General features: G+C 70.7%; 23 protein-coding genes and 1 other RNA gene. 15 read left to right on the forward strand and 9 right to left on the reverse strand.

Annotation, left to right across the window (positions count from 1 at the left end):
- The first annotated feature begins 75 nt into the window (after nucleotides 1–75).
- Both ABIA32_RS31610 and ABIA32_RS31615 read left to right on the forward strand, forming a co-directional pair.
- A complete protein-coding gene (locus ABIA32_RS31610; protein WP_370102964.1) occupies nucleotides 76–555 on the forward strand; it encodes a hypothetical protein in 480 nt (159 codons plus the stop codon).
- A 938-nt stretch (nucleotides 556–1,493) separates the two neighbouring features.
- Nucleotides 1,494–2,804: a tyrosine-type recombinase/integrase gene (locus tag ABIA32_RS31615; RefSeq protein WP_370102966.1), complete on the forward strand. Its 1,311-nt coding sequence runs from the start codon at nucleotides 1,494–1,496 to the stop codon at nucleotides 2,802–2,804.
- A gap of 190 nt (nucleotides 2,805–2,994) precedes the next feature.
- On the opposite strand, the gene rnpB is transcribed toward ABIA32_RS31615, so the two are convergent.
- Nucleotides 2,995–3,396: RNase P RNA component class A (gene rnpB, locus ABIA32_RS31620), an RNA gene on the reverse strand.
- A gap of 112 nt (nucleotides 3,397–3,508) precedes the next feature.
- Here rnpB and ABIA32_RS31625 point away from each other — a divergent pair.
- Nucleotides 3,509–4,075 (forward strand): Uma2 family endonuclease, encoded by a 567-nt coding sequence (locus ABIA32_RS31625; RefSeq protein WP_370102968.1) that lies wholly within the window; start codon nucleotides 3,509–3,511, stop codon nucleotides 4,073–4,075.
- A 9-nt stretch (nucleotides 4,076–4,084) separates the two neighbouring features.
- Here the strand turns inward: ABIA32_RS31625 and ABIA32_RS31630 are convergent, their stop codons facing one another.
- Complete coding sequence (locus ABIA32_RS31630; RefSeq protein ID WP_370102970.1) at nucleotides 4,085–5,527, reverse strand: RNB domain-containing ribonuclease; 1,443 nt, start codon at nucleotides 5,525–5,527, stop codon at nucleotides 4,085–4,087.
- Between the two features lie 29 nt (nucleotides 5,528–5,556).
- A complete protein-coding gene (locus ABIA32_RS31635) occupies nucleotides 5,557–7,146 on the reverse strand; it encodes a streptophobe family protein (RefSeq protein ID WP_370102972.1) in 1,590 nt (529 codons plus the stop codon).
- 213 nt (nucleotides 7,147–7,359) lie between these two features.
- On the opposite strand from ABIA32_RS31635, the gene ABIA32_RS31640 reads away from it, so the two are divergent.
- Nucleotides 7,360–9,948: an FHA domain-containing protein gene (locus ABIA32_RS31640; RefSeq protein ID WP_370103001.1), complete on the forward strand. Its 2,589-nt coding sequence runs from the start codon at nucleotides 7,360–7,362 to the stop codon at nucleotides 9,946–9,948.
- Nucleotides 9,949–10,090: 142 nt separating this feature from the next.
- On the forward strand, nucleotides 10,091–10,894 hold the full coding sequence (locus tag ABIA32_RS31645; protein ID WP_370102974.1) for an MHYT domain-containing protein: 804 nt from the start codon (nucleotides 10,091–10,093) through the stop codon (nucleotides 10,892–10,894).
- Nucleotides 10,895–10,913: 19 nt separating this feature from the next.
- Here ABIA32_RS31645 and ABIA32_RS31650 read toward each other — a convergent pair whose 3' ends face one another.
- Nucleotides 10,914–12,083, reverse strand: a complete 1,170-nt coding sequence (locus ABIA32_RS31650) for an S-adenosylmethionine:tRNA ribosyltransferase-isomerase (protein WP_370102975.1) — start codon at nucleotides 12,081–12,083, stop codon at nucleotides 10,914–10,916.
- Nucleotides 12,084–12,118: 35 nt separating this feature from the next.
- Nucleotides 12,119–12,871: an SDR family NAD(P)-dependent oxidoreductase gene (locus tag ABIA32_RS31655; RefSeq protein WP_370102977.1), complete on the reverse strand. Its 753-nt coding sequence runs from the start codon at nucleotides 12,869–12,871 to the stop codon at nucleotides 12,119–12,121.
- Nucleotides 12,872–13,089: 218 nt separating this feature from the next.
- Here ABIA32_RS31655 and ABIA32_RS31660 point away from each other — a divergent pair, with 218 nt between their 5' ends.
- Nucleotides 13,090–14,283 (forward strand): GAF domain-containing sensor histidine kinase, encoded by a 1,194-nt coding sequence (locus ABIA32_RS31660; protein ID WP_370102979.1) that lies wholly within the window; start codon nucleotides 13,090–13,092, stop codon nucleotides 14,281–14,283.
- On the forward strand, nucleotides 14,276–14,923 hold the full coding sequence (locus ABIA32_RS31665; protein WP_370102981.1) for a response regulator: 648 nt from the start codon (nucleotides 14,276–14,278) through the stop codon (nucleotides 14,921–14,923). The genes ABIA32_RS31660 and ABIA32_RS31665 overlap by 8 nt, the downstream gene beginning before the upstream one ends.
- Before the next feature lie 224 nt (nucleotides 14,924–15,147).
- Here the strand turns inward: ABIA32_RS31665 and ABIA32_RS31670 are convergent, their stop codons facing one another.
- Entirely contained in the window at nucleotides 15,148–15,963 is an 816-nt protein-coding gene (locus ABIA32_RS31670; RefSeq protein WP_370102982.1) for a hypothetical protein, read from the reverse strand.
- 114 nt (nucleotides 15,964–16,077) lie between these two features.
- On the opposite strand from ABIA32_RS31670, the gene ABIA32_RS31675 reads away from it, so the two are divergent.
- The 5 genes from ABIA32_RS31675 (at nucleotide 16,078) to ABIA32_RS31695 (ending at nucleotide 20,864) form a co-directional block, all read left to right on the forward strand.
- Nucleotides 16,078–16,869: an ABC transporter ATP-binding protein gene (locus tag ABIA32_RS31675; protein WP_370102983.1), complete on the forward strand. Its 792-nt coding sequence runs from the start codon at nucleotides 16,078–16,080 to the stop codon at nucleotides 16,867–16,869.
- A 92-nt stretch (nucleotides 16,870–16,961) separates the two neighbouring features.
- Nucleotides 16,962–17,393 carry an NfeD family protein gene (locus tag ABIA32_RS31680; RefSeq protein ID WP_370102985.1) on the forward strand — a complete coding sequence of 144 codons (432 nt, stop codon included), beginning with the start codon at nucleotides 16,962–16,964 and terminating at the stop codon, nucleotides 17,391–17,393.
- 70 nt (nucleotides 17,394–17,463) lie between these two features.
- Nucleotides 17,464–18,420 carry an SPFH domain-containing protein gene (locus tag ABIA32_RS31685; RefSeq protein WP_370102987.1) on the forward strand — a complete coding sequence of 319 codons (957 nt, stop codon included), beginning with the start codon at nucleotides 17,464–17,466 and terminating at the stop codon, nucleotides 18,418–18,420.
- An 84-nt stretch (nucleotides 18,421–18,504) separates the two neighbouring features.
- A complete protein-coding gene (locus tag ABIA32_RS31690; RefSeq protein ID WP_370102989.1) occupies nucleotides 18,505–18,804 on the forward strand; it encodes a 4a-hydroxytetrahydrobiopterin dehydratase in 300 nt (99 codons plus the stop codon).
- A gap of 44 nt (nucleotides 18,805–18,848) precedes the next feature.
- Complete coding sequence (locus ABIA32_RS31695) at nucleotides 18,849–20,864, forward strand: PQQ-binding-like beta-propeller repeat protein (RefSeq protein ID WP_370102991.1); 2,016 nt, start codon at nucleotides 18,849–18,851, stop codon at nucleotides 20,862–20,864.
- Here the strand turns inward: ABIA32_RS31695 and ABIA32_RS31700 are convergent.
- Both ABIA32_RS31700 and ABIA32_RS31705 read right to left on the reverse strand, forming a co-directional pair.
- On the reverse strand, nucleotides 20,839–21,363 hold the full coding sequence (locus ABIA32_RS31700; RefSeq protein WP_370102993.1) for an HNH endonuclease: 525 nt from the start codon (nucleotides 21,361–21,363) through the stop codon (nucleotides 20,839–20,841). The genes ABIA32_RS31695 and ABIA32_RS31700 overlap by 26 nt on opposite strands.
- 164 nt (nucleotides 21,364–21,527) lie before the next feature.
- Nucleotides 21,528–22,058 (reverse strand): YbhB/YbcL family Raf kinase inhibitor-like protein, encoded by a 531-nt coding sequence (locus ABIA32_RS31705; RefSeq protein WP_370102995.1) that lies wholly within the window; start codon nucleotides 22,056–22,058, stop codon nucleotides 21,528–21,530.
- Nucleotides 22,059–22,151: 93 nt separating this feature from the next.
- Here ABIA32_RS31705 and ABIA32_RS31710 point away from each other — a divergent pair, with 93 nt between their 5' ends.
- Nucleotides 22,152–22,784: a DNA-3-methyladenine glycosylase gene (locus tag ABIA32_RS31710; RefSeq protein ID WP_370103003.1), complete on the forward strand. Its 633-nt coding sequence runs from the start codon at nucleotides 22,152–22,154 to the stop codon at nucleotides 22,782–22,784.
- Here the strand turns inward: ABIA32_RS31710 and ABIA32_RS31715 are convergent.
- Nucleotides 22,779–23,381 (reverse strand): SHOCT domain-containing protein, encoded by a 603-nt coding sequence (locus ABIA32_RS31715; RefSeq protein ID WP_370102997.1) that lies wholly within the window; start codon nucleotides 23,379–23,381, stop codon nucleotides 22,779–22,781. The two genes, ABIA32_RS31710 and ABIA32_RS31715, sit on opposite strands and share 6 nt — an antisense overlap.
- A gap of 343 nt (nucleotides 23,382–23,724) precedes the next feature.
- Here ABIA32_RS31715 and ABIA32_RS31720 point away from each other — a divergent pair, with 343 nt between their 5' ends.
- Together ABIA32_RS31720 and tyrS are read left to right on the forward strand one after the other, a co-directional pair.
- The gene (locus tag ABIA32_RS31720; RefSeq protein ID WP_370102999.1) at nucleotides 23,725–24,411 is read left to right on the forward strand and encodes a hypothetical protein; all 687 of its coding nucleotides are present in this window, start codon (nucleotides 23,725–23,727) and stop codon (nucleotides 24,409–24,411) included.
- 115 nt (nucleotides 24,412–24,526) lie between these two features.
- A complete protein-coding gene (gene tyrS, locus ABIA32_RS31725) occupies nucleotides 24,527–25,789 on the forward strand; it encodes a tyrosine--tRNA ligase (RefSeq protein ID WP_370103005.1) in 1,263 nt (420 codons plus the stop codon).
- Nucleotides 25,790–26,301: the final 512 nt, after the last annotated feature.

The following is a 26,301-nucleotide window of genomic DNA, read 5'->3' on the forward strand; positions in this document are numbered from 1 at the left end:
GGTGACTCAGCGCGACTGGGATGCCCGCCGCTCGTTGCTTCGGCGAAGGAACCGGCGAATGGGAAGGAGACGGCTGTGCTGCCGTTCGGATTGGCCAGCGACAACCAGGTCAAGGCGTTCACCATCTGGCGCGAGCAGGCTGATCAAGTCGACCGTGAGCGCGGCGAGGTCTACCCGGCCGACCAACTGCACGGTTGGCTCCACTGCCAGGCCGTCATCGGCGAGCTCCAGCGGCTGGTGGCAGGCCCCTGTACCCCCGCGGCGCTGGTCCAGATCCGCAGGCTCCTGCGTTCGATGCTGAGCGTGGTACCCCAGCCCGGCCCCGACCAGAACTGCCACATCGACCGCTGGAAGTCCCGTGGCTACCGTCAGGTCTGCCGGGTGCTCACCTGCGGACGCTGCGCCCCGATCCGCGCCGCCGAACCCGGGAGGCACTGGGCCCACCCCCGCAGTCGCGCAGTCGCGAGGGTCTTCACCGAGGCGGCGAACAGAGATGCCGTCTCAGGTGGCCGAAGAAGTCGGGCATCGGGCGGCAGTGCGGGCTGGACTGGCTGAGAGTCGTCCAAAACGGGCGGACTCCGCCCGTCCTGGGTCGGGACGCCAGGGCGTGTAGCGATCTCGACGGCGGTCGTTGCTCCGCAGGACTGCGTCCGGCCATCGACGGGCGACGTCCCTTGAGCGCCAGCACCGGCAGTGGAGCCGCCGCATGTCGTCGCCGGAACCGTGCGCTTCCACGTCGCGTTCCAGGGTTGTTGATGGGCAAGGGGAGATTCCCTCCCGGGGCCTCGCCCGACTCCGGCCCAGTCCGTCGTCGTGGCTGCTGGCCCGAGAACTCCGCGCAGGCCTCGCGCCTTGGACTTGGCCTGCATACTGGCGGACCCCGCCACGCCACCCAGTATTCATAAACAAGTGTTGATGGCGGCCCGTGACTGCCTCGGACGGTGGTGCTACTGTCCATGCATCGACGTAAACATGCGTTGATGGATGGCGGGCCTTCGAGCATGCTTCGCGCTGCGCGCAGGTCTTCCATCCCCGCTAGGCGGTGACGGAAGACCTGGTTCGCGAGCACCGTGGGTGCGTTTTGCGCCCCGCTTGCGGTTCCCCGGCTCCCATCCGTAGGTGTGGGAACTTCGGCCGCGACGCGGTGGTGGGGGGAAGAAATGCAGGATTCCAAGTTGCCCGTGAATGCTCTCGTCGATCGTCCTATGATGCCTTCTGAGGTTGAAAGCCGACTTGGCATTTCGCCTGCGACGCGACGTCGGTGGACAAATCGCGGCTTGCTGCATGCCATTCCCCTTGGCCCGTACTACCGGCCCGGATCGAGCAAGAATCGGGAGGGCAATAGGAATGGCAGTCGGGTGCGCTACAGCGAGGCTGAGGTGAATGCGCTCTTCGCGCGCATCCTGGCGGGCGAACTCGCCCGCTCGCCCAAGCCCCTGGAGCCCTAGCGGCGGCCGGCCGCAGACGTTCGCCTTGACCCAGGGAGGGGATGCATGGCCGAGTCCGACGAACCGTTCGACCGGTGGCACAAGAAGTACCCCAAGGCGGGGGACATGCCCTGCCGCTGCGGCACCAAGCGCACGCCGCTCTACCCCTCGGCCGACCACGGCCGCGGCGGGCAGTGGCAGGCCCGCTACACGGACCCGCAGGGCAAGCCGCGCCGACCGGCGTTCGCGACCTGGGAGGAGGCCCGGGACACCCTGGAGAAGATGCGCGTCGACATGCGCGGCGACGAATGGGTGGACCCGGACCTCGGAAAGAAGAAGGTCGAGTTCTATGCCAACCAGTTCATCGAGCGCCGCAAGAAGAAAAACAAGAACCCCCGAACCACCGAAACGTACGAGAGCCACATCCGCAATCACATCATCCCTTTCGCGGGCAGGCGCGTGGCAAAGACGCTCAAGCGGAAGGTTACGATGAATTTCGTCGACTACCTGATCGACAAGCCGGGGCCGGACGCCGCGTCCACGGTGGTGGCGATTTTCAAGACCTGGCGCATCCTCATGAACTACATGATCGACGAGGACGTCCCCATCCCCGGCAACATCTGCTCGCGGATCGACCTCCCGGAGGTTGACAGTCGCGTCACCGTCCCGCTCTCGCCGCAGAACGTCGCGGCGCTCGCGGCGGCCGTGCGGTCCGTGGAGCCCCGGTACGAGGTGCTGGTGTGGATCGCGGCCTGCGCGGGCTTCCGCGAGGGCGAGGCGTTCGGTCTGCGGGCCACCGCGGTCGAGTGGGACAGCGACCTGCTGTACCTGGTCGAGCAGCGGCAGCGGGGCAAGGTGGCGGACCTCAAGACGAAGACCAGCAAGGCGACGCTGCCGGTCGACCACTTCCTGATCGAGCGGCTGGTCGACCACTGCAGCACCTTCCCCCAGGCCGATCCGGTCAGCGCGCACTCGGAGGCCGCCCGCCGCAGGCGCGGCTACGTCCCTCCGGAGGACGAGGGGCTGATCGTGACCAACCGCTTCGGCCGGCCGGTGCAGCGCAGCGACTTCAACAAGAAGTGGGCGAAGGCGGTGCAGCTCGCGGGGTTGCCCAAGGGGACGCGCTTCCACGACCTCAAGCACTTCTACACCACGCAGCTCGGCGCCTCGGGGCAGCACGACCCGAAGACCGTGCAGGCCCTGTCGCGGCACGCGGACTTCGCCGAGACCTGGGACACCTACGCGCACCCGCCGATCGCGGTGGAGGGTGTCACGGTGAACGCCTTCCGCACGCTGTTCGCGGAGACGTCCCCGGTCGCGCTCGTCCCGCAGCAGCGCGCGGGCGTCGCCAAGCGTGGACGGCGCGCGGCGGCGTGAACGCGGCCGGGTACTTGACCCCGGCCGCCCTTGATGTGCAAGACTCCCAAATGAGTTGAGACGTCGCCCTCGCGGCGCGTCGGTCGCAGACCCGTGGAACGGCCTGCAACCCTCAATTCGACCCGGATTCGACCCCGTGAGTGAAAGACAGAGCGGACACCCGCTCTGACCAGGGCCGGAGCGGGTGGGGCGGACGAGTCGGCCTGTACGCCGGGTTTTGTCTCCGGGGACCCTTGCGGGGCCCCGGGAGGCGGTCATCCATCTAGGGCGACCGTTGCCGGCCGCCTCAAGCGGTCTACCCGCTGACTCGGGCGAGCAGCCCTCAGGCGTCAGCGCAGGGCATCAGTCGATGCCCATCTTGACCTTGCTCCAGGTGGGGTTTACCTAGCCGTCCAGGTCACCCTGGACGCTGGTGGTCTCTTACACCACCGTTTCACCCTTACCGGGCGCCGAAGCGCCAGGCGGTCTGTTTTCTGTGGCACTGTCCCGCGGGTCACCCCGGGTGGCCGTTAGCCACCACCCTGCCCTGTGGAGCCCGGACGTTCCTCGGCGAGTCCCCTGAGGGACCCGACGCGACCGCCCGGCCGGCTCGTCCGCCGTGGTGACCATGGTAGCGGCTCGGGTGGGTCGGCCTGCCCGGTGACCTCGGTCGGGGAGCGTCGTTGAACGGGCGCAGGGATCGGCTGGATCGGGAGGGCACTCGTATGGCGATTCCGGGCGGCGTGTTCACCTACGAGGAGCTGCTCGGCATTCTGGCGCGGTTGGAGATCCCGCCCGGTTTCAAGTCCGAGCTGCTGCATGGGGAGATCGTCCTGTCGCCGCAGGGCGACGAGGAGCACAGCGACATCATTCTCGCCGCGCGGGAGGCCGCGCGGGCTGCTGGCCTTCCGCGCTGGCGGTCGCTGTCGAACGTGCTGACCCCGTTCCCCGAGCGCCTTAACGGGTTCTGCCCGGACGTGTCGCTACTGCGGCGCTCCGCACAACGTGGTGCGAGGCCGCGTCCGGCGGCGGATCTCGCCGGGGTGGTCGAGGTTGTCTCCGGTGACCGTGGGGCGACCGACTACGGCGTGAAGGTCGAGGAGTACGCGCAGGCCGGCATCGACGCGTACCTGATTGCCGACCCGCTCCGGGGCACCTGCAAGCTGTGCACCTCGCCGGTCGACGGGATCTATACGGCAGTCGATGACCTCGCCTTCGGTGACGTCATCCGTTTCGTCGCCGACGAGACGGAGTTCGTGCTGGACACCTCCGACTGGCCCCGGATCTCCTGAACCGATCCCTCACACCGTCGCGAAGCGCACCGCAGGCAGCGACAGGTCCACCTCGGTCAGCCGGACCCGCACCGCTTCCCCCAGCGGCAGCGGCCCGCCGCCGTTCGTCAGTGGGGCGCGGACCGCCGGGTCGGAGAGCTGGACGGTCCCGCGACCCGGCTTGCGCTCATCCACGTCGATCACGATGCCGTCGAAGAGCTCGCCCTCCCGGCCCGTCAGCAGGGCCGCCTCGACCAGGTCGACGCAGGCGCGTTCCACCTCGTGGGCGCGGCGGTCGCCGGACTCCATGAGCGCGGGGAGGGACGGCAGCGCCGCGCGGGCCCACTCCGGAACCGGTCGGTCGTTCGCCAGCGCCAGGCAGACCTCGCCCGAGAAGCGATCCACCAGGCGCCGCAGTGGCGCCGTGCAGTGGGCGTAGGGCGCAGCCACCGCCGCGTGGCCGGGATCCTTCGGGAGGGTGCCGTCGAAGGCGGTGTAGCCCGCGCCGCGCAGGAGGCTCGTGCACTCGTTCAGGAAGGCCGCGTGCGACGGAAGAGTCGGATCCAAAGAGCGGATCAGCTGCGGGTAGGGCAGGTCCATCGGCCAGTCCACGCGCAGCGCCAGCGCCACGCGGTGCAGCTTCTCGAACGCCGTCGGCGGGGCGCCCGGCAGGGTGCGCAGGATGCCCACGCCGCCGTCGAGCATCAGCCGGGCCGCCGCCATGCCCGTCAGCAGTGAGATCTGTGCGTTCCAGCCATCCGCCGGAAGCGGCGCACGGTAGCCGAGGGTGTAGCCGTCGCCGGGGATCTCCTCGACCTCCTGCTCCGGGATCGGCAGGCTGATCCCGCCCCGCGCGCGCTCGCGTTCCTCCCGCAGCGGGCCGATGACCCCCAGCAAAGCAAGCGCCTGCTCGGCCGTCCCGTTGTCGATGGCCTGCTGCACGCCCGCGTAGTTCAGCTTCGCCCGGCTGCGGACCAGCGCGCGCCGCAGCCGCGTCTCCCGCAACTCGCCGTCCCCGTCCAGGTCGAGCTGCCAGAGCAGCGCCGGGGCGTCCTGGCCCGGGAGCAGGCTGGCCGCGCCCTCCGACAGCTGTGGCGGATGCAGCGGGATCCGGCGGTCGGGGAAGTAGAGCGTCTCGACGCGCCGCCGCGCCTCCTTGTCGATCGCCCCGCCCGGCAGCACGAAGGCGTTGACGTCGGCGATCGCGTAGTGGACGCGGAAGCCGCCGCCGGGCAGTCGCTCCAGGTGCATGGCCTGGTCGAGGTCGCGGGAGTCCGGCGGGTCGATCGTGAACAGGGGCAGGTCGGTCGCGTCGTCCGAGGGCAGGACGGGGGCGGCGGAGGCCGCGGCGACCTCGGCGAGGACGGCCGGGGGCCAGCCCGGGGGGATCTCCAGCCGGGCGCGGAGCGCGGCCAGCTCGGTGTCGATCCGGGCGGTCCCGGCAGTCCGAACGCTCAACAGTCGACGTGGCACGCGCTCCAGCGTAGACGGGTGTCGCCCGTCTAGCGGTACGGGTTGCCGCCCGGTGGGTCCTGCGGACGTGGGGCGGGAGGCGGCGGCTGGGGCGACTGCGGGAGCCCCCCGTACGGGTCGGCCGCCGGCGGGCCCGCGTAGGGGTTGTGCGCGGGCGGCGGTCCCGGGCGCGTGGGCGGGACCGGTGGCAGCGCGTCGTACACCCCAGGCGGGGGAGTGGACGGCGGCGTGGCCGGGGAACCGGGGACGCGCTTGGCGCCCGCGAAGGCGCGCACGAGCGCCGCACCGATCGCGCCGAACACCGCGCCCTCGATCAGGCCGAGCACCAGCGCCGGCAGCAGGCTTCCCGTCACGCTCAGCCCCGCGCCGACCGCGTCGAAGCCGAAGACGGACAGGTTCGCGTTGACGTCCACGTCCGCGAGCGCCAGCAGCACCGGGGTGACCACCATCAGCGCCAGCCCCAGCCGGAACGCCGCGCCGCCGATCTCCTGCAGAGCCGATTCCGACGTGACCCGACGCGGCGTCCTCACCGCCGCCACCACGCCCACGGCGACGAGCATCAGCACCACCGCGACCGGCAGCAGCCAGACCCGCCCATCGAGCGAAGCCAGCGACGAGACAGTGATCGTCTTGCCCTGCCCACCCGCCAGGAAGGTGTTGATCGGGGACGGCAGGAAGTGCGCGAGCGGCCCGGACGCCTTGCCGTCCAGGCTGACGCCCATGCCGAGCGGCACCGCCAGGAACACGCCGTTGGGTGTGCCCAGCAGCGCGCCGCCGACCGTTCTCGCGCCGCCGTTGCCGGTCAGGCCGACGACCAGGCCCGCGAGCGCGCCCACGGTGACCGCGCCGACGTACACGGTCGTGATCGCGGACGCGACCGGCCGCACGGTCCGCTCCAGGACCCGCCAGGCCGCCGGCAGGGGCGCGCGCCGCGCCGCGAGGAACGAGAAGGCGAGCACGAGCACGACCCAGAGCAGTCCGAGGCCGAGCGTCGGTCCGAGGTCGACCTTGAAGCCGACGGTCGGCTTCGTGTTGTCGCCCAGCGCCCCGCCGATCAGGCCGCCGAGCCCGCCGAGCGGATCGCTGCCGGAACCACCTGAGCCCCCGGACCCGCCGCCCGTCAGCGAGCTGACGTTGACCGCCACCGAGCCGCTCCCCGCCCAGCCGACCACGGCCAGCAGCACCAGGAACGCCGCCACCGCGCCCGCCGCCCGCGCCACCAGGTCCGCGACGGTGAGCACCGCGATCCGCCGGAGCTGCGCGGTGAAGAGCCAGCCCAGCACGACCGCGCCGACGAGCGTCAGGCCCAGCGGCATGATCCCGATCGACCCCTGCGCTGCCGCCGCGTCAACTCCGAAGACCGACACATCACCTGTCGGGCTGACCTTTCCGCCCACCGCCATCGCGACCAGCGCCGCCGTCATCGCGCCCAGGTTGGCGTACTTGTCCAGGCCCAGCAGGTGCACGCCGAGCGCGCCCACGGCGCCCATTGCCCCGAAGGCCCAACCCACCGCCATCGCGGAGAAGATGACGCCCCGCAGGAGCGAAGCCCCAGCGCTTCCAGGACCGCCGCCTCCCTGCGGTCCGTCCACCGGTCGCCCGTGCTGGTACACCGTCATCGCTCACTCTCCAGACCGACACACGCGAACGACCGCAACGTCCGCCCCCTGGCGTCAGGTTGCCACAGTGTCACGGTCCGGCGTCATGGTGGAGGTTCCGGTTCTGCCCATGGTGACCGAGCTGGAATGATTCCCCCAGGCGTTCGGCATCCCTACACTGCCCCTGACAAGCGCGGGGCGCACTCGGGGGACTACATCGTGGGGCAGGCAACAGTGCCGCAGTTGGTACTTGAACTCAATGGACAGCGGTCGACCCTGGATTCGGGTCGCAGTTACAGCATCGGGCGCAACCCGCAGTCCGATTTCGCGATCGACGACGCGCGCGTCTCCTGGCAGCACGCCACCATCTCCTTCGCGGGCAACGCCTGGCTGCTCCAGGACCTCGGCAGCACGAACGGCACCTACGCGGGCGGCCAGCGCACCACGCAGGTCTACCTGGGCGACGGCACGCAGGTCGCGCTCGGCAACGCCGAGAGCGGCCCGCTGCTGAGCTTCACGGGCGTGCCGACCGCGGTCCCTGCGGCGCAGCCGGACCAGTCCGGCGGGGGCTGGTACGAGCAGCAGACCGCCCGCTACCAGCCGGGCGGCCAGGAGCTGGGCTTCCCGCAGCAGGCCCAGCCCGCTCAGCCCCAGCCCGCTCAGCCCCAACCCGCTCAGCCCCAACCCGCTCAGCACCAGCCCCAGCCGGCTCAGGCCGTCGGCGCGGGCATCCCGCCCCAGCAGGGCGGCGGCTACGGCGGCGGCTACGCCTCCCCTGCCGGCCAGGCGGCCCCTGAGCCCGTCTACGGCTCCCGCAACCCCACCATGGTCCGTAATCTGACGGCCGGACTGAAGACCATCCGGATCGGCCGCGGGCTCGACAACGACCTCGTCGTCACCGACCTCTCCGTCTCGCGCCACCACGCCGAGCTGCGCCAGATGACCGACGGCCGCTACGAGATCGTCGACCTCGAGAGCCACAACGGCACCTACCTCAACGGCCAGCCGATCTCCCGTCAGGTGCTGGGCGCGCAGGACATCGTCGGCGTCGGCCACTCCACCTTCCGGCTGGTCGGCGACCGGCTCGAGGAGTTCGTCGACACCGGTGAGGTCTCCTTCTCCGCCCGCCACCTCACCGTCGAGGTCGAGCACAAGGGCCAGAAGAAGATCCTGCTCAACGACGTCAGCTTCGCCGTCCCGGAGAAGTCGCTCATCGGGGTGATCGGACCCTCCGGCTCCGGTAAGTCCACCCTCCTCCGGGCCCTGACCGGCTACCGCCCGGCCAACCGCGGCGACGTCCTCTACGACGGCCGCAACCTCTACAAGCAGTTCGCCGAGCTGCGCCAGCGCATCGGCCTGGTCCCGCAGGACGACATCCTGCACTCGCAGCTGACCGTCCGCACCGCGCTCAAGTACGCCGCCGAGCTCCGCTTCCCCGGTGACACCGAGGCGGCCGAGCGCGAGCGCCGTGTCGACGAGGTGCTGGTCGAGCTGCACCTGGAGAAGCGCGCCGACAACCGCATCACCGCCCTCTCCGGCGGCCAGCGCAAGCGCGTCTCCGTCGCCCTGGAGCTCCTCACCAAGCCGTCGCTGATCTTCCTGGACGAGCCGACCTCCGGCCTCGACCCGGGCATGGACCGCGACGTCATGAAGATGCTGCGCGACCTCGCCGACGAGGGCCGCACGGTCCTGGTCGTCACCCACTCGGTGGCCGAACTCGCCCTCTGCGACCGGCTGCTGGTGATGGCCCCCGGCGGTTCCGTCGCCTACTTCGGCCCGCCCAAGGAGGCGCTGCACTTCTTCCAGTGCGAGACCTGGGCCGACGTCTTCCAGGCCTTCGAGAACCACGCCGAGCACGACTGGGGCGGCCGCTTCCGCGGCTCGGTCCACTACCAGATGTACTCCGCCGACGTGGACGCGGTGCAGGCCCAGTCCGCGCAGATACAGCAGCACCAGACGCAGCCGCCCAAGCAGCAGAGCTGGGGCTCGCAGCTGTCCACGCTGATCCGCCGCTACGTCTCGGTCATCGCGGCGGACCGCGGCTACGTCGTGCTGCTGATCGTGCTACCGCTGATCATGGGCGCGATGAGCGCCGTGATCCCGGCGAAGTTCGGTCTCGGCCCGTCCACGCCACCGGAGGCGGGCAACCACGACGCGGCTACGGTGCTGTTGCTACTCGCGGTGAGCGCCTCGCTCACCGGCGCGGCCAACGCCGTCCGTGAGCTGATCAAGGAGCGGGTGATCTACGAGCGCGAACGCGCCGTCGGCCTCTCCCGGTCCGCGTACGTGGCGTCGAAGGTCATCGTGCTGGGCGCCATCACGGCGCTGCAGTCCGTCCTGGTCGCGATGATCGGCCTGCTGCCGCGCAAGCTCCCCAGCTCCGGCCTGCTGCTCTCCGGCTCCCCGCTGCTCGAACTGGTCCTCGTCGTCATGATGCTGGGCATCACCTCGATGACACTCGGTCTGGTCGTCTCCGCGCTGGTCAAGACGGCCGAGAAGACGATGCCGCTGCTGGTCCTGATCGCGATCATCCAGGTCGTCTTCTGCGGCTCGCTCGTCCCCGTCTTCGGCAAGCCCGGCCTGGAGCAGCTGGCCTGGCTGGTCCCGTCCCGCTGGGCGGTCGCGGCGCAGGCCGCGACGATCAACCTGCCGGTGATCCAGGGCCCGACCCAGGACGGCGGCAAGACCGACCCGCTCTGGGCGCACACGGTCTCGCAGTGGGGGATCGACTTCGGCGTGCTGGTGCTGCTGGCCGTCGTCTGCGGCGTCCTGGTGACGCGCCTGCTGCGCCGGCACGAGCCCGAGGTCATGCGCAGCCGGTGACCTGCGTGGCATCGGTGAAAACAACTTTGACGGTGCGCAGCTGAATAACTGTTGGGCCGCTTTTCCAGTTTTATCGGGAGCGGGGGTCGTCCGGGAGGTAATCTCTCGGCCGACCCCCGCTTCTTTTATGGTCGGATGAATCATGAATCCCAGCACCATGGCACATATCGACGGTTTCACGTATGGCGTGGTGAATCCCCTCGTGGCCTTCGCGATCGCCTGCATCGGCGCGGCTCTCGGGCTCCGCTGCACGGTGCGGGCACTGGCTCTGCCGACCGGGCAGCGCCGGGGCTGGCTGCTGCTGGCCGCCGCCGCGATCGGTAGCGGAATCTGGACCATGCATTTCATCGCCATGCTGGGATTCACAGTGTCGGACTCGACCCTCGTCTACAACATACCGATCACGGTATTCAGTCTTCTGCTCGCGATCTTCGTCGTCGGTGTCGGTGTCTTCTATGTCGGATATCGTCCCAAGGGCGCCGGATCGCTGCTTGTCGGAGGAATTCTGACGGGCTGCGGCGTCGCGGTCATGCATTACCTCGGCATGGCCGCCATGCAGGTCGATGGCGCCGTGACCTACAGCCCGCTGCTGGTGGCCGCCTCGGTCGGCATCGCCGTCTTCGCGGCGACGGCGGCGCTGTGGATGACGCTCAACGTGAAGGGCCTGCCCGCCGCCCTCGCCGCCGCCCTGATCGCCGGGGTCGCGGTGGTCGCCATGCACTACACCGCGATGCTGGCGGTCTCCGTCCGGCTCGACGGCCGGACGCCCGGACCCGGCGTCCCCGCCGCGCAGTTCATCCTGCCGGTGGCGGTGGGGATCATCGTCTTCCTGACCGTGAGCGGGATCGTGGTGGCCATGTCCCCGACGGAGTCCGCCCGCTCGCGCGCCCGCGCCGAGGCCCGTACCCCGGACCGGATCCACATCGACCTCTTCGACGGCCGCTGACGCCGGGCAGCATGAGTGGTCAGCGCGTCAGAATGAGGTGCAGGTCGCCGAACTCGTGCCAGAGGTAGCCCTCCCGCAGCGCCTCCGCGTAGCTGCGGTCGAGCAACCGGCGTCCGGCCACGGCCTCGAGCATCAGCAGGTGAGAGGCGCGCGGCTCGTGGAAGCCGGTCAGCAGCCCGTCCACGGCACGCACGCCACGCTCCGGCGTGATCACCAGCTCGGTCCAGCCCGAGCGGGCACGGACCACCCCGTCCGGACCGGCCGATGACTCCAGCGCCCGCACCGCCGTCGTCCCGACCGCGACCACCCGTGAGCCCGCCGCCCGCGCGGTGTTGACCAGCCGCGCGGTCGCCTCGGGCACCTCGAACCACTCGGCGTACGGGGGCTCGTGGGACTCCACCGACGCCACTCCGGCGTGCAGGGTCAACGGGGCGATCTGCACGCCGCTGCTGACCAGCCGCGTCACCAGCTCCGCCGTGAACGGACGGGCGGCGCTGGGCATTTCCGCCGAGCCGGCGGTGGTCGGGGGAGCGGCGAAGACGGTCTGGTACGCCGCGAGCGCGCGGTCCGCGTCCGTGTAGGCGTAGCGGATCGGCCGCCCGTAGCGGGCCAGGTAGGCGAGCGGATCCGCCGCGCCGAAGCAGCCCCGCCACAGCCGAACCGAGGCTGATGCCGATGCCGATGCTGAGGCCCCGTCCACGGCCACGTCCCCGTCCCCGGCCATGACAGCGTCACAGCTCCGGCCGAGCGGCGCCAGCAGGCTCAACCGCGCCCCGCCGGTCAGCCTGACGGTCACCAGCTCCCCGCCGTGCACCCGCTGCCGGGTGCTGCCTCGGCCGTCGGGAGAGCGGAGCTCGACGACCCATTCGCTCTCGCTGCGCCGGGTCGAGAAGTGCACGACCACCGGCTCGCCGGTCTCGGTGACCCGGCCGTCCACGGCCGCCGGCAGCGTCGCGGAGGTGTTGACGACGAGCACGTCGCCCGGCTCCAGCAGGCCCGGCAGCTCGCGGAAGGCGTGGTGAGTGACCGTCAGTCCCTCCTGTCGGGCGACCAGCAGCCGCACGTCGTCGCGGCCGCGGCCGCCGCGCTCCTCGGGCGGCGCCGTGGCCTCCAGCTCGGACGGCAGCTCCCAGTCGCCCAGCCGGTCCACGAACCCGGCGTCGTCCACCTCGCCCTCGCTGACGCGCACGCCCTCACTTGGCCGCCCCTGCCCCCGTGTCCCGATCACCGCGCCACCCCCCGCTCTGCCGCGTCCGCTCCCACCGTGTCCGTCACCGTGCCCGCCGCCGTGTCGTCCCCCCGCACCGCCAGCGCGGCAGCGAGGTAGCGGCCACTCGGCGGCCGCGCGTCGAGCAGCGCCAGCAGGCCCGGCACCGCCTCCTGCTCCGGCAAAGGGGCCTCGGCCGCCGCGGCCGCGTCCGCCGCCGCGTACATCGCCGTCCTCATCTCGCCCGGGTCGACCCACCACACCCGGACCGACTCCTCCTCGTGCGCCAGCACCGCCGACCACAGGTCCAGCGCCGCCTTCGTCGAGCCGTAGCCGCCCCAGGTCGGGTAGGCCTCGACCGCCGCGTCCGAGCTGATGTTGATCAGCGCGCCGCCCGCTGCCCGCAGCATCGGCAGCGCCTCCTGCGCGAGCCCCAACGGCGCGATGACGTTGACCTCGAACGCGCGCCGCAGCTCGTCCAGCGACAGCTCCGCCGTCGTGGCCAGCCCCTCGCCGCCCAGCACCCCGGCGTTGTTGACCACCAGGTCCAGCCCGCCCAGGTCCCAGGCGGTGGTGAGCAGCGCGGTGCGGTGCCAGGCGTCCGTCACGTCCCCGACGACGACGCGGATCCGCGGCTGCCCGGCCGCCAGCTCGGCGAGCGCGCCCCCGCTGCGTCCGCCCACGACCACGTCCCAGCCGCGCTCGGCCAGCGCGAGCGCCAGCGCCCGGCCCAGTCCTCGCGACGCCCCCGTCACAATGGCGACTGCCATGGCGATTCCTCCTGTTGCGGCTAGCTGCTGCGATTGCCTGTCACGGCGCCCTGGTTCGGCGTTCCGTTCCGATACCGCCGAAGCTAGGCCCGCACAGGCCCCCTCCACCTCGGCCGCGGGACGTCGCCCGCCGGGTCCCTTGGACCTAGGACCGCAGACCTGCAACCACCCGCCGGGCGTCCGATGCCCGGGAGATCACGCGGCGGTACGGTGACGGCATGTCGACTGACGCGTGCTCGCCCGGTTCCTCGCCCGGAGCCGGGCCTGGCGACCCCTGCCTCGGCGGCATCGAGGCGATCAGCTCCGCGGTGCTGGCCATGAGCCGGCACCTGGAGGTGCGCGAGGTGCTGCAGCGCATCGTCACCTCCGCGCGCACGCTCGTCGGCGCGGAGTACGCCGCGCTCGGTGTGCCCGACGACCACGGCGGCTTCGCCCAGTTCGTCGTGGACGGCGTCTCCGAGGCCCAGTGGCGGGCCATCGGCCCGCTGCCGCGCCAGCACGGCATCCTCGCCGCGATGCTCCACGAGCCCGATCCGACCCGCCTGGACGACGTCCGCCACGACCCGCGCTTCGGCGGCTGGCCGAAGGCCCACCCGGACATGCACGCCTTCCTCGGCGTCCCGATCCAGGACGGCGACGAGATCCTCGGCGCGCTCTTCCTGGCCAACCCGAACGGGCGCGACCGCTTCTCCCCGCACGACGAGGAGCTGCTCCGCATCCTTGCCGCGCACGCGGCGCTGGCCCTGGTCAACGCCCGCCTCTACGAGCGCAGCCGTGAGCTCACGCTGGTCGGGGAGCGGGCCAGGATCGCGCACGAGCTGCATGACGCCGTCTCGCAGAAGCTCTTCTCGCTGCGGCTGACCGCGCAGGCCGCCTCGGCGCTGGTCGAGCGCGACCCGGCGCGGGCGCGGGCCGAGCTGGCGGAGGTCTCCCGGCTCGCGGCGGAGGCGGCGGACGAACTGCGCAGCGTCGTCGTCGAACTGCGCCCGGCCGCGCTCGACGAGGACGGCCTGCTGCCGACCCTCGTCTCCCAGGTCGAGGTGCTGGACCGGGCCCACGTCGCCGACGTCCGCTTCACCCACGACCGCGTCCCCGCGCTGCCGGCCGCCCAGGAGGAGGCCGTGCTGCGCGTCGCGCAGGAGGCCCTGCACAACGCGCTGCGGCACTCGGGCGCGACGAGCGTGGCGGTCGAACTCCTCGCCGCACCGGGCACGTCCGGCGCGGGACGCGGCGCCCGGCTGCGGGTCAGCGACGACGGCAAGGGCTTCGACCCCGAGCAGACCCGCCGCGCGGGCCGCCACCTCGGGCTGGTCTCCATGCGGGACCGCGCCGCCGGCGTCGGCGGCGCGCTGCGTATCGAATCGTCCCCGGGTGCGGGGACCGTGGTGGAACTGGAGGTCCCCGGTGGGTGACGCGACGATCAAGGTCCTGCTCGTCGACGACCACCAGGTCGTCCGGCGCGGGCTGCGGACCTTCCTGGAGATCCAGCCGGACATCGAGGTCGTCGGCGAGGCGTCGGACGGCGCGGAGGGCGTCGCCCGCGCGGAGGAGCTCCGCCCGGACGTGGTGCTGATGGACGTCAAGATGCCCGGCACCGACGGGATCGAGGCCCTGCGCCTGCTGAAGGAGCGCGGCAGCGAGGCGAAGGTCCTGGTGGTCACGAGCTTCACCGAGCACCGCACGGTCGTCCCGGCGCTGCGCGCGGGCGCGGCGGGCTACGTCTACAAGGACGTGGACCCCGAGGCCCTGGCCGGCGCGATCCGCTCGGTGCACGCGGGGCACGTGCTGCTCCAGCCGGAGCTGGCGGAAGCGCTGTTGGCCGAGGAGTCGGCGGGTCGCTCCCCCCAGGGCCGCGGCGGCACGCTGACCGAACGCGAGCAGGAGGTCCTGGGCCACATCGCTGACGGGCGCTCCAACCGCGAGATCGCCCGAGCGTTGACCCTCTCGGAGAAGACGGTCAAAACGCACGTCTCCAACATCCTGATGAAGCTGGACCTCCAGGACCGCACGCAGGCTGCGCTCTGGGCGGTCCGCAACGGGATGACCCGGTAGGGGCCGTGGAGCAGACGACTCAGTTGCACCATCAGGGCGCGGGGGCTGAGGCAAACGAGCAACCACCCACAGGGGCGCGGGGAACTGCGCGAGAAACCACCGGCGTGCGGATGGCCCTGCTGGTTCGGCGCGCTACGAGGGTGGGTGGCTTGTCGCGCGCGCAGTTCATAAGCAGGGCCTCGCGCACCTAAGAGTGCAACTACCTGCGGCAGCGCAACCGCAGGTCATCTGCCTTCAGTGGCGGGTTCGTCGACTGCCGAGTTGTACGCCGCCACCCGCGCACGCCGCGCCGCGCGCTCAAGCGGGCGCAGCGCGTCCGCGCGCGCGGACATCTCGGCGGCGCTGACCGCCGCGCCCTCGCTCAGCGCCGCCACCGCGATCAGCGCGGCCACGCGCCTCGCGCTCTGCAGGACCCGCACCGCGCGCGGTGGGTAGCCGGGTGCGAGCAGTTCCTCCGCTCCCGACTCCTCCCGGGCGCGCAAGCGCCCCAGCGCGCGCTGGACCGCGGGGCCGGAGCCCGCCACGTCGAGGCGGACCAGCGACTCCGTCGCCTCCCGCATGCCCTCCACGAGTTCCCGCTCCGCGTCCCGCAGCGCGGGGACGTCCGCGGGGAAGCCGACATTCACCGGCAACGCGTGCCAGCTCACCGCGAGGACGCCGTCGTCCGCGTGGTCCGCGCCGTGCCAGAGGGCTTCCGGCACCAGGCCCCAGGGCGCGCCGACAGCCAGCACCGCCTCGCCCGTCTCCAGCGCCCGCGCGTTGAACTCCGCCGGGCCGGTAAGACCCAGCGGGTGACCCGGCGCCGGCAGCGCCAGCCGCAGTCCCGTCGCGCCCAGCGCGCGCAGTCGCCCGAGGGCCAGCGTCAGACCGGCACCGTCCGCGCCCGGCAGACCCCTCACGACGTGCGCGTCGTCGTCGCCGCGCACCGCTGTCGCGGCGTCGTCGGGGGAGGCGAGCCCGGCGAACCAGGCGTTTCCCCAGGCGACAAGTCGGGCGGACCGGGGCTCTTCGTACGCTTCGTGCGCTTCCGTCTGCGGCATGGGCCAAGCCTACGGAGCGGCCGGTCGCCTCGGTGGCGTAGGTTTGGACCGGCCCCGGGCCGCCCGCCCGCCCTGAGCGGGAAGAACTCTCATTTCATTGGGGAAGGCGTACGCATGAGCGACGTGCTGGAGCTGGTGGACGTTTCCGTGATCCGGGACGGCCGCCCGCTGGTGGAGCAGGTGTCCTGGGCCGTCGCCGAGGGTGAGCGCTGGGTCGTCCTCGGTCCGAACGGGGCCGGGAAGACCACGCTGCTCCAGGTCGCCGCGAGCTACCTCTTCCCCAGTACCGGCACAGCCGCGATCCTGGGTGAGAAGCTCGGCTCCGTCGACGTGTTCGAGCTGCGCCCGCGCATCGGCCTGGCCGGCGCGGCGATGGCCGACAAGCTGCCCAAGCGGCAGACCGTGCTGGAGACGGTGCTCACCGCCGCCTACGGCATGACCGCGCACTGGCGTGAGACCTACGAGCAGACCGACGAGGCCCGCGCCCGCCTCCTGCTGGACCTGCTCGGCATGGCCGAGTACACCGACCGCAAGTTCGGCACTCTCTCCGAGGGCGAGCGCAAGCGCACCCTGATCGCCCGCGCGCTGATGACCGACCCGGAGCTGCTGCTCCTCGACGAGCCCGCCGCCGGTCTCGACCTCGGCGGCCGCGAGGACCTGGTCCGCCGCCTCGGCGCGCTCGCCCAGGACCCGATCGCGCCCGCGATGATCATGGTGACGCACCACGTCGAGGAGATCGCGCCCGGCTTCACCCACGTGCTGATGATTCGTCAGGGCAAGGTGCTCGCCGCCGGTCCGATGATGGAGACGCTGACCGCCCGGAACCTCTCGCTCTGCTTCGGCCTCCCACTCACCCTCGACCACCAGGACGGCCGGTGGGCCGCCCGCGGCCTCGAGCTGCGCTGAGCCGTCCGTCTCCTTGCTGTGCAGGTCGGAGTGATGGGGTTGTAATGATCTTTGTCCCCGTTTCCTGACGGGGAGGCAGCCGCGGAACTACCATGTCGGGTGTGGAGAGTTGGGCATGGTGGCTGGCGGCTGCAGTGCTGCTGTGCGCCCCCGTGGTGCACACCGCGCTGATCGAGTTCGTCATGTTCAGGATCGGCGCCGGCGCAGCAGCGCTGGCCGCTGGACTGGGCGGCGGAGTCGTGCTGCAGTTCGTCGTGTTCCTCGCCACGACCGTCGCGCTGCTGCTGTTCGTCCGTCCGATCGCCAAGCGCCAAGGGCGCGCCGGGTCGGGGGTTCGGCACGGTATCGACGCGCTCAAGGGGGCTGAGGCCGTGGTCCTGGAGCGGGTGGACGAGCACGACGGTCGGATCAAGCTCAAGGGGGAGGTCTGGTCGGCCCGTGCACTCGCGGTCGGACAGGTCTTCGAGCCGGGGGAGCGGGTCAGCGTCGCCGAGATCGACGGCGCCACCGCCGTGGTCCTCTGAGTCGTCGGAACCCTTCCGGGGTAATGAAGTTCACAGAGCGTCATATCGAGGGTCCGTCGAGGGAGTCCCTGTGGAAACCGTGATCATCGTCCTGGTCCTGGTGGCGGTGTTCGTGTTCTTCGTCCTGCTGCGGACGATCCAGGTGATCCCGCAGGCCCAGGCGGCGATCGTCGAGCGCTTCGGCCGCTACACGCGCACCCTCAACGCGGGGCTCAACATCGTGGTGCCGTTCATCGACACCGTGCGCAACCGGCTCGACCTGCGCGAGCAGGTGCAGCCCTTCCCGCCGCAGCCCGTGATCACCCAGGACAACCTGGTGGTCCACATCGACACCGTCATCTACTTCCAGGTCACCGACCCGCGCGCGGCCACCTACGAGGTGCAGAGCTACCTCCAGGCGATCGAGCAGCTGACCATCACCACGCTCCGCAACATCATCGGCTCCATGGACCTGGAGTCCACCCTCACCTCCCGCGAGACCATCAACGCGGGCCTGCGCGGCGTGCTGGACGAGGCGACCGGCAAGTGGGGCATCCGCGTCAACCGCGTCGAGCTGAAGGCGATCGAGCCGCCGACCTCCATCCAGGACTCGATGGAGAAGCAGATGCGCGCGGACCGCGACAAGCGCGCGGCGATCCTCCAGGCCGAGGGTGAGCGGCAGTCCGCGATCCTCAAGGCGGAGGGCCAGAAGGCCGCCGCGGTGCTGGAGGCCGAGGGCGAGGCGCAGGCCGCCGTGCTGCGCGCCGACGGTGAAGCGGCGGCGATCCGTACCGTCTTCGAGGCGATCCACTCCGGCGACGCGGACCAGAAGCTGCTCGCCTACAAGTACCTGGAGACGCTCCCGCAGATCGCCCAGGGTGACGCCAACAAGCTGTGGATCATCCCCAGCGAGGTCGGCGAGGCGCTCAAGGGCGTCGGCGGCGCCTTCGCGGGGATGAACCCGAGGGACGCCGCGCCCGTGCCGGTGGCCAACGGCACCCCCAAGCTGGACAAGCGCACGGAGCGCCCGGAACTCGATCCGGAATAGGCGGAACAGCCGGAACAGCCGGAACAGTCGGAACAGCCGGAACAGCCGGGGCGGGCAGCGGGCCGAGCCACTAGCGTGCTCAGTATGAGCATCCGCGACCTCCTCAACGACGAACAGATCACGGCCGGCCTTCTCGCCCTGCCCGAGTGGCGACGAGAAGGCGGCTCGCTCACCCGGACCGTGCAGGCCAAGAACTTCCCGGCGGCGATCCGCATCGTCGTCGCCGTCGCGGAAGAGGCCGAGGGGATGGACCACCACCCCGACATCGACATCCGCTGGCGGACCCTCCACTTCACGCTCTCCACGCACTCGTCCGGCGGAATCACCGCCCTCGATCTGAAGCTCGCCTCCCTCATCGATGCCTCGGTCGAAGCGGAGGCATGAGATGCTGGCTCGCGCATCGGGCAGGCGGGAGTGGTACGGCAGCCATGGAACGAGAAGAGAACACCGGTAGCCAGCAGGAGCAGCAACCGCAGTACTGGCAGCAGCCGTACGACACCTACGGACAGCAGCAGTACGACTACTCCGGCTACGGCACGGAGCAGCATGCCCAGCCGGAGCCTCAGCAGCAGTACTGGCCGCAGCAGCCCGAGCAGGGCGCTTACGACTCCTCCGTTTACGACTCCACTGCTTACGACCCCGCGGCCTACCAGCAGCAGGCGTACGAGCAGCAGCAGTACCAGGGGTACGAACAGCAGTACGCCGCGTCCTACCCGTCCTATGCCGAGCAGCCGCAGGGCTATGCGCAGCAGGGCCAGGGGTACGAGCAGCAGTACTACGACCCGCAGCAGTACCAGCAGCAGTACTACGACCCGCAGCAGTACGCCTACCCCGAGCAGCAGCCGACGCCGTCGGAGCAGCAGCCGGAGGGCGGCGCCGGGCAGCCGTACTGGACGGGCGAGGCGGCCATACCGGCTCAGGCCCCCGCGCCGGAGATGGAGTCGATCCCGGTCGGCGCCACCGCGGTCGGCCGCGGCGACAAGGACGGCGGTTCGGGTCGCGACGGGACCGACGACCAGCCCGGTGGGCTGCGCTCCCGCGTGACCGACGCCGCGTTGGGCCGGGGCCCAGGGGTGGACCGGAAGAGTTACGTCACGCGCCTCGCGATCGGCGGCGGCGCGCTGGTTGTCCTGGCGGGCGCGGCCTTCTTCGTCGCCGGCAACGGCAGCAGCGGCAGCAGCGACCAGTCCGGTGGCGGCGCCGCCAAGCCGAATCAGGCCGACATCGGTGTCAACCACACCAAGGCCTGGTCCGCCCCCGCCGCCGTCGGCGCGTCTACCGGAAGCGGCGGCGGCAGCGCAGGGAGCAGCGCGAGCAACGACGGCCTGATCGGCTCCTGGCTGCTCGCCGACTCCGTCGTCCGTGGCGACGGCGTGGGCGTCACCGCCTACGCGGCTGCGGACGGGCACAAGCTCTGGAGCGTCGCGCCGCCCGCCTCCGGCGCCGTGCCGTGCGCGATGTCTCCCGGCGTCAACAGCACGGGCCTCGGCGCCGTGCTCTTTCAGGCCAAGGCGGGCAGCGGCCAGGCCTGCGACACACTCGTCGCCGTCGACACGGCCACCGGCAAAGCCAAGTGGAACGCCACGCTCCCGTCCTCCAGCGGCGGCACCAGCTTCGGCGCCTCCGCCATGGTCAACGACACCCGCGTCATCGCCGTCGGCGACGCGGCCGCCGTCGGCTACGACCTGAACGGCAAGCAGGCGTGGAGCTACGCGGGCCCCGGCAAGTACTGCGCCCTGGCCGGCAACGGCGACGGCACCGCGCTGCTGCTGCAGAGCACCTGCGCCGACACCACTCCCAAGCAGCAGGCGATCTCGCTCGACCCGAGCAGCGGCAAGCTGCGCTGGTACCGCGGCCTGCCGCAGAACGCCTCCTCCTACACCGTTCTCTCCGCCAGCCCGGCCGTCGTCAGCGTGCACATGAACGACGCGACCCAGGACACGCTGATGTCCTTCACCGAAAAGGGCGACAAACAGGCCACCATCCCCGTCGCCCAGACCGGCGGCTCGCTGGACTCGACCCACGGAAGCTTCGACCCGGACCCGGAACTCTTCTTCTCCGGGACGACGCTCGTCGCCGCCGTCGAACCGCCGGCCCAGTCCGCCGCCGCCGCAGCCGGCCCGACCGTCATCGCCGCCTACAGCCTCGTCGACGGCAAGGAGCTGTGGCGGACGACGGCGCAGGAGAAGGGCGTCGCCGTGCCGGTCGGCATCGACGGCTCGGCGGTGATCGTCGCCACCGACGAGCGCGTGGGCCAGCCGGCCCGGCTCAGCCACTTCGACCTGACTTCGGGCACGGAGACCGTCGGCGGGACCTTCCCCCAGGGGACCGGCTCGCTGCTGGGCTCCGGCCGGGTGCTCTTCCGTACGAGCCTGGTGGTGGCGCTGCCGGAGTACACCGGCAGCTACAACACCTCGGTCACCGCATGGAAGGCAGCCAGCTGACGCTCGCCCCGTCGGCGTCCTCGCCCTCTGCGGCGGTCGCCAGACCCAGCGCCGCCACGAGCGCGGCGTCGGGCGTCGGCTCGAACGGACGGCGGAGCAGCTTCATGCCGGCCTGCTCCGGAGTCCGGTCGGCCTTGCGGTGGTTGTCCGCCGCGCAGGCGGCGACCGTGTTCAGCCAGCTGTCCGCCCCGCCCCGGGACCGGGGCAGTACGTGGTCGACCGTCGTCGCGCGTCGGCCGCAGTAGGCACAGCGGAAATTGTCCCTGGCGAGCACACCGCGCCGGGACCAGGCCGCCTGTTGTCGGAACGGCACCCTGACGTACCGTTTCAGCCGGACGACCCGTGGCATCGGGATCTCCACCGTGCGGCCGCGCACCCTGCGCTCCGGGTGGGCATGCTCGACGACGGCCTTGTCCTGCAGCACCAGCACCACGGCTCGCTGCAGCGTTACCGCCGCCAGCGGCTCATACGTCGCATTCAGCACCAGAGTCTTGCGCACCACAGCCACCTCCCGGCTCCCGGCCCGCCCAGGCGGACGGTGGGTCCACTGTGCGGGCGGGGCGGATGCCGGGACAACGTAATTTCGGTGGCCTGGGGATTACGGCTGGGGGTTACGGCTGGGGGTTACGGCCGGGGGTTACGGCCGGGGTTACCGGGCGGGAATCACGGGTGTTCGTACTCGGCGATGACCTGCGCCCTGCCCAGCGCGTGGAAACGGAGGTTGAAGCCGACGGCGGCCGGCGAGGTGTCCGCGTCCGGGCCGAGCTTCTCCTGGTCGACCGCGTAGACGGTGAACACGTAGCGGTGCGGCCCGTCCCCGGGCGGCGGCGCGGCACCGCCGAAGTCGCGGCTGCCGTAGTCGTTCCTGGCGTGCACGGCGCCGGCCGGCAGCCCCTTGAACTCGCCCGAGCCCGCACCCGTGGGCAGCTCGGTGACGTCGGCCGGGATGTCGAAGACGGTCCAGTGCCAGAAGCCGCTGCCCGTCGGCGCGTCCGGATCGAAGCAGGTCACCGCAAAGCTCTTCGTCCCGGCCGGGAAGCCGGACCAACGGAGCTGCGGCGAGGTGTTCCCGTGGGAGTACACGTGCGCGTCGGGCAGCGTGCCGCCGGGCGTGAAGTCGTCACTGGTGACGCTGAACTCGGTGACGGGAGGGTGGAAATCGTGGGGGAGCGGGCGCCGCTTGGGCTCCGACATGTCGTCAGCCTCCTTTGGGGTGCGCGGTCTGCGGAAGATCTCAGGATCGGGTCTGCAGAGGACCGGCGATCAGCCTAGTCTCGGCCTGTGCCGATTCCCGATGCCGTGCCGCAGGAACCACTCGAACCGGTGTTCTTCGATCGATCGGCTCCCCAGTTGGCGCCCGCACTGCTGGGGCGCGTCCTCGTCTGCGCGCGCCCCGAAGGCGTCGTCTCGGTCCGGCTGACCGAGGTCGAGGCGTACACCGGCCCGGACGACCCGGCCTCGCACGCCTACCGGGGCCGGACGGCCCGCAACGCGGTGATGTTCGGCCCGCCGGGATTCGTCTACGTCTACTTCACCTACGGGATGCACTACTGCATGAACCTCGTCGCCGGTCCGGGCGTCACCGCGGGCGCGGTGCTGCTGCGGGCCGGCGAGGTTGTCGACGGACTCGACCTCGCCCGGCGCCGCCGCCCCGCTGCCCGCAAGGACGCCGAGCTCGCGCAGGGCCCCGCAAGGCTCACCCAGGCCCTCGGCGTCGGTCGCGAGCAGAACGGCGAACCGCTCGACGGCACGGTCTTCCGACTGCTGCCCGGCACCCCGCCCGATCCCGAGCTGATCCGGCAGGGCCCGCGAACCGGCGTCGCCCAGGGCGCGGACACCCCGCTCCGTTTCTGGATCGACGGCGAGCCGACCGTCAGTCCGTACCGCCGCCACGTGCCCCGGCGCCGGCCCGCGTCATGACTCGCGCTTGAGGATCCGCGCCTTCTCGGCCGAGAACTCCTCGTCGGTGAGTACACCCTCCTGGTGTAGCTGGCCCAGCTCCTTCAGCTGGCGCAGCCGGTCGTGCGCCTCGCTCGACGCGTTCGGGTTCAGATGCCGGGGCGGGACAGCGTCCTGCACCGTTGGCTTCGAGTGGGCGTACATGGCCTGGCGGGGTACCTCGGGCTGGACCTTCTTCCCCTTGGGCGTCTTCTTGTCCTGACCGAGATCGATCATGACCCGCTTCCGGTTGTGCCGGGCGATGGCGACCTTGACGCTCTGGCCCTCGCTGAGCCCGCCGGCGGCCACGCTGCAGTACGTCTCGTACGGGCGGCCTTCGGGCGGGCAGACGCGGAGCTGATACCGGTAGACGCGACGGCCGAAGTAGCCGAAGTCCGGCTGGCCGCCGATGGTCGTCCCGGTCGCGGTCGCCTTCAGCACCACGGCGGTCCCGCGTCGGCCGCGCTTGAGCAGCCGGCGGTCGCCGCCGCCCATCCCGGCCTGAATCAGATACATGCCGTAGCCGAAGGAGCCCCACCACAGCACGCCGATGATGAAGACATACAGAGCGATGTGCACGGCTGAAGGTGCCGGTACCTGACTGGCGAGCAGGCACAGCGGTACGAAGCCGACGCTCATCAATGTGAACCAGACCCAGCAGAACAGTGTCAATTTCCCCAGAGTCACCTGAGCTCGCCTTTCTCGCGGGCCGAAACCGAGTACGGTCTACCGGAGCCCATGGGCCTGCACCAGAGGGAAGTTGGGCATTGTGACAACTTCGGTGCGGACCAGGTCAGAGCGGGCGCGAGGCGTCCGTCACAGTAGTTCGCATGTGAACAGCAGGCTCGCTTAAGGTCGACGACAAACGACCCTTACGACCCCTCGATCCCCACGACCTTCGAATACCGGGAGCCCACCCACCATGGCCGGTCAGTCCAAGAAGCCCGCGGCAGCCGACCGCCGCGCCCGCATAGCCGAGCAGCAGGCGGCCGAGCGCGCCAGGGAGCGCCGCAACAAGATCCTCATGGGCGTGGGCGCCGCAGTGGTCGCCGCCGGAGTCATCGGCGGCGTGGTCGTAGCAGTGTCGAGCAACGACAAGACGGCCTCGGCCAACCCGTCCGCCACCGGTAACGCGCACTGGGCTGTCCCCAGCAACACCGACGCTGCGGTCAAGGCAGCCGGCCTCTCGATGCTCACCGCCGAGGGCACGACGATGCACATCCACGCGCACCTCGACGTCTGGGCCGACGGCCAGAAGATCACCGTCCCCGGCCTGGTCGGGATCAACGAGACGGCGCAGACGATCAGCCCGCTGCACACCCACGACACCAGCGGCGTGATCCACATCGAGTCGCCCAAGGTCCAGGACTTCACCCTCGGCCAGTTCACCACTGAGTGGAACGTCCCCCTGAGCGCCGACCAGATCGGCGCGCTCAAGACGGACGCCACCCACACGCTCAAGGTGTACGTCAACGGAAAGCAGACGACCGGCGACCCGTCGAAGCTGGTCCTGCACGCACACGACGAGATCGCGATCGTCTACGGCACCGCGAGCGAGGACGCCTCCATCCAGGTCCCCAGCAGCTACACCTGGCCGAGCGGACTCTGACCTCTCACCACCTCCAGGCCCCTCGCCAATGGATTGGCCAAGACGAGGGGCTTTCGGGGAGGCTGTAGGCGCACGACCGTGAGTCGAACCGACCCCAAGGAAGAGACGAGTGACCGTGATCGACATCGTCGACGAGCTGAAGTGGCGGGGGCTCCTCGCCCTGTCCACCGACGAGGACGCCTTGCGCAAGGCCTTCGCGGACGGCCCGGTCACCTTCTATTGCGGCTTCGACCCGACGGCGATCAGCCTGCACCTGGGAAACCTCGTGCAGATCCTGACCATGAAGCGCATCCAGCTGGCCGGCAACAAGCCGCTCGGCCTGGTCGGCGGGGCCACCGGTCTCATCGGCGACCCGAAGCCGACCGCCGAGCGCGTGCTGAACGACCCGGAGGTCGTCGCAGACTGGGTCAACCGGCTGCGCGGCCAGATCGAGCGCTTCCTCGACTTCGAGGGCCCGAACGCCGCCCGCATGGTCAACAACCTCGACTGGACCTCGGGGATGTCGGCGATCAACCTGCTGCGTGACGTGGGCAAGTACTTCCGCGTCAACAACATGATCGCCAAGGAGGCCGTCGCCCGACGCCTCAACTCGGACGCCGGCATCAGTTACACCGAGTTCAGCTACCAGGTCCTCCAGGGCATGGACTTCCTGGAGCTGCACCGCCGCTACGGCTGCACCCTGCAGACCGGCGGCAGCGACCAGTGGGGCAACCTCACCGCCGGCACGGATCTGATCCGCAAGGCGGAGGGCACCAGCGCGCACGCCCTGGCCACGCCGCTGATCACCAAGGCGGACGGCACGAAGTTCGGCAAGACCGAGTCCGGCACGATCTGGCTGGCCCCGGACCTCACCTCGCCGTACGCCTTCTACCAGTTCTGGCTGAACGCGGACGACCGCGACGTCTCCAAGTTCCTGCGCATCTTCAGCTTCAAGTCGCACGAGGAGATCGAGGCGCTGGAGCGGGAGACGGAGGAGGCACCCTTCAAGCGCGCCGCTCAGCGTGCGCTCGCTGAGGAGCTGACCGTCCTGGTCCACGGGCAGGACCAGCTCGACCGCGCGATCGCCGCCTCGAAGGCCCTCTTCGGCCAGGGCGAACTCGCCGACCTCGACGAGCGCACGCTCGCCGCGGCCGTGGCGGAGCTCCCGAGCGCGAAGGTGACCGAACTCGGGGAAATCATCGACCTGTTCGTCGCGACGGGCCTCTCGGCCAGCCGTTCGGCCGCCCGCCGAACGGTGGGCGAGGGCGGCGCGTACGTCAACAACGCGAAGATCGAGGACGAGGCGGCACTCGCCGCGCCGGCGGACCTGCTTCACGGTCGCTGGCTCGTGCTGCGCCGTGGCAAGCGGAACCTCGCCGCCGTCGAATTGGTGGGCTGACCGGGCTGCCCGCCCCACTGACCAGCAAGTTCACCCGAAGGGCGGAGAATCTTAAGGATCTCCGCCCTTCGTGTTTGACGTTGGCGGAACCAGGGGCTAATGTAGGTCGAGTCGCCTGATTCGGACAGGTACGTCGTACGGAGCGTCGCTCCGCCGCACCAGTCCAAAGTGACCACCCGTAGCTGATTCACTCTCTTGATCGATCTCGTGGCATCGGTGTCTGCCGTGCCGGAACGAGCTCTTTTTGGCGTGCGAATTAGCGTTTGGAAGCGGATTTCACGGTCTCCGGGAAATGCGCTAACGTAGCGGACGTCGCAATCGAGCGGCCCCCACTTTCTAGCGGGGAAGCGGAAAAAGCCGAGTGGCGGATCTGCTAAGCTGGAAACCGAAGGAAGCGCCCGGAGGGCCCGGTGAAACGGGGCTGAAGGAAGCGTCCGTTCCTTGAGAACTCAACAGCGTGCCAAAAGTCAACGCCAGTTACTTTTGAGAACAGATTTATCAGCGAGGACGCT

This window comes from Streptacidiphilus sp. MAP12-20, from assembly GCF_041262525.1.
Classification (GTDB): Bacteria; Actinomycetota; Actinomycetes; order Streptomycetales; family Streptomycetaceae; genus Streptacidiphilus.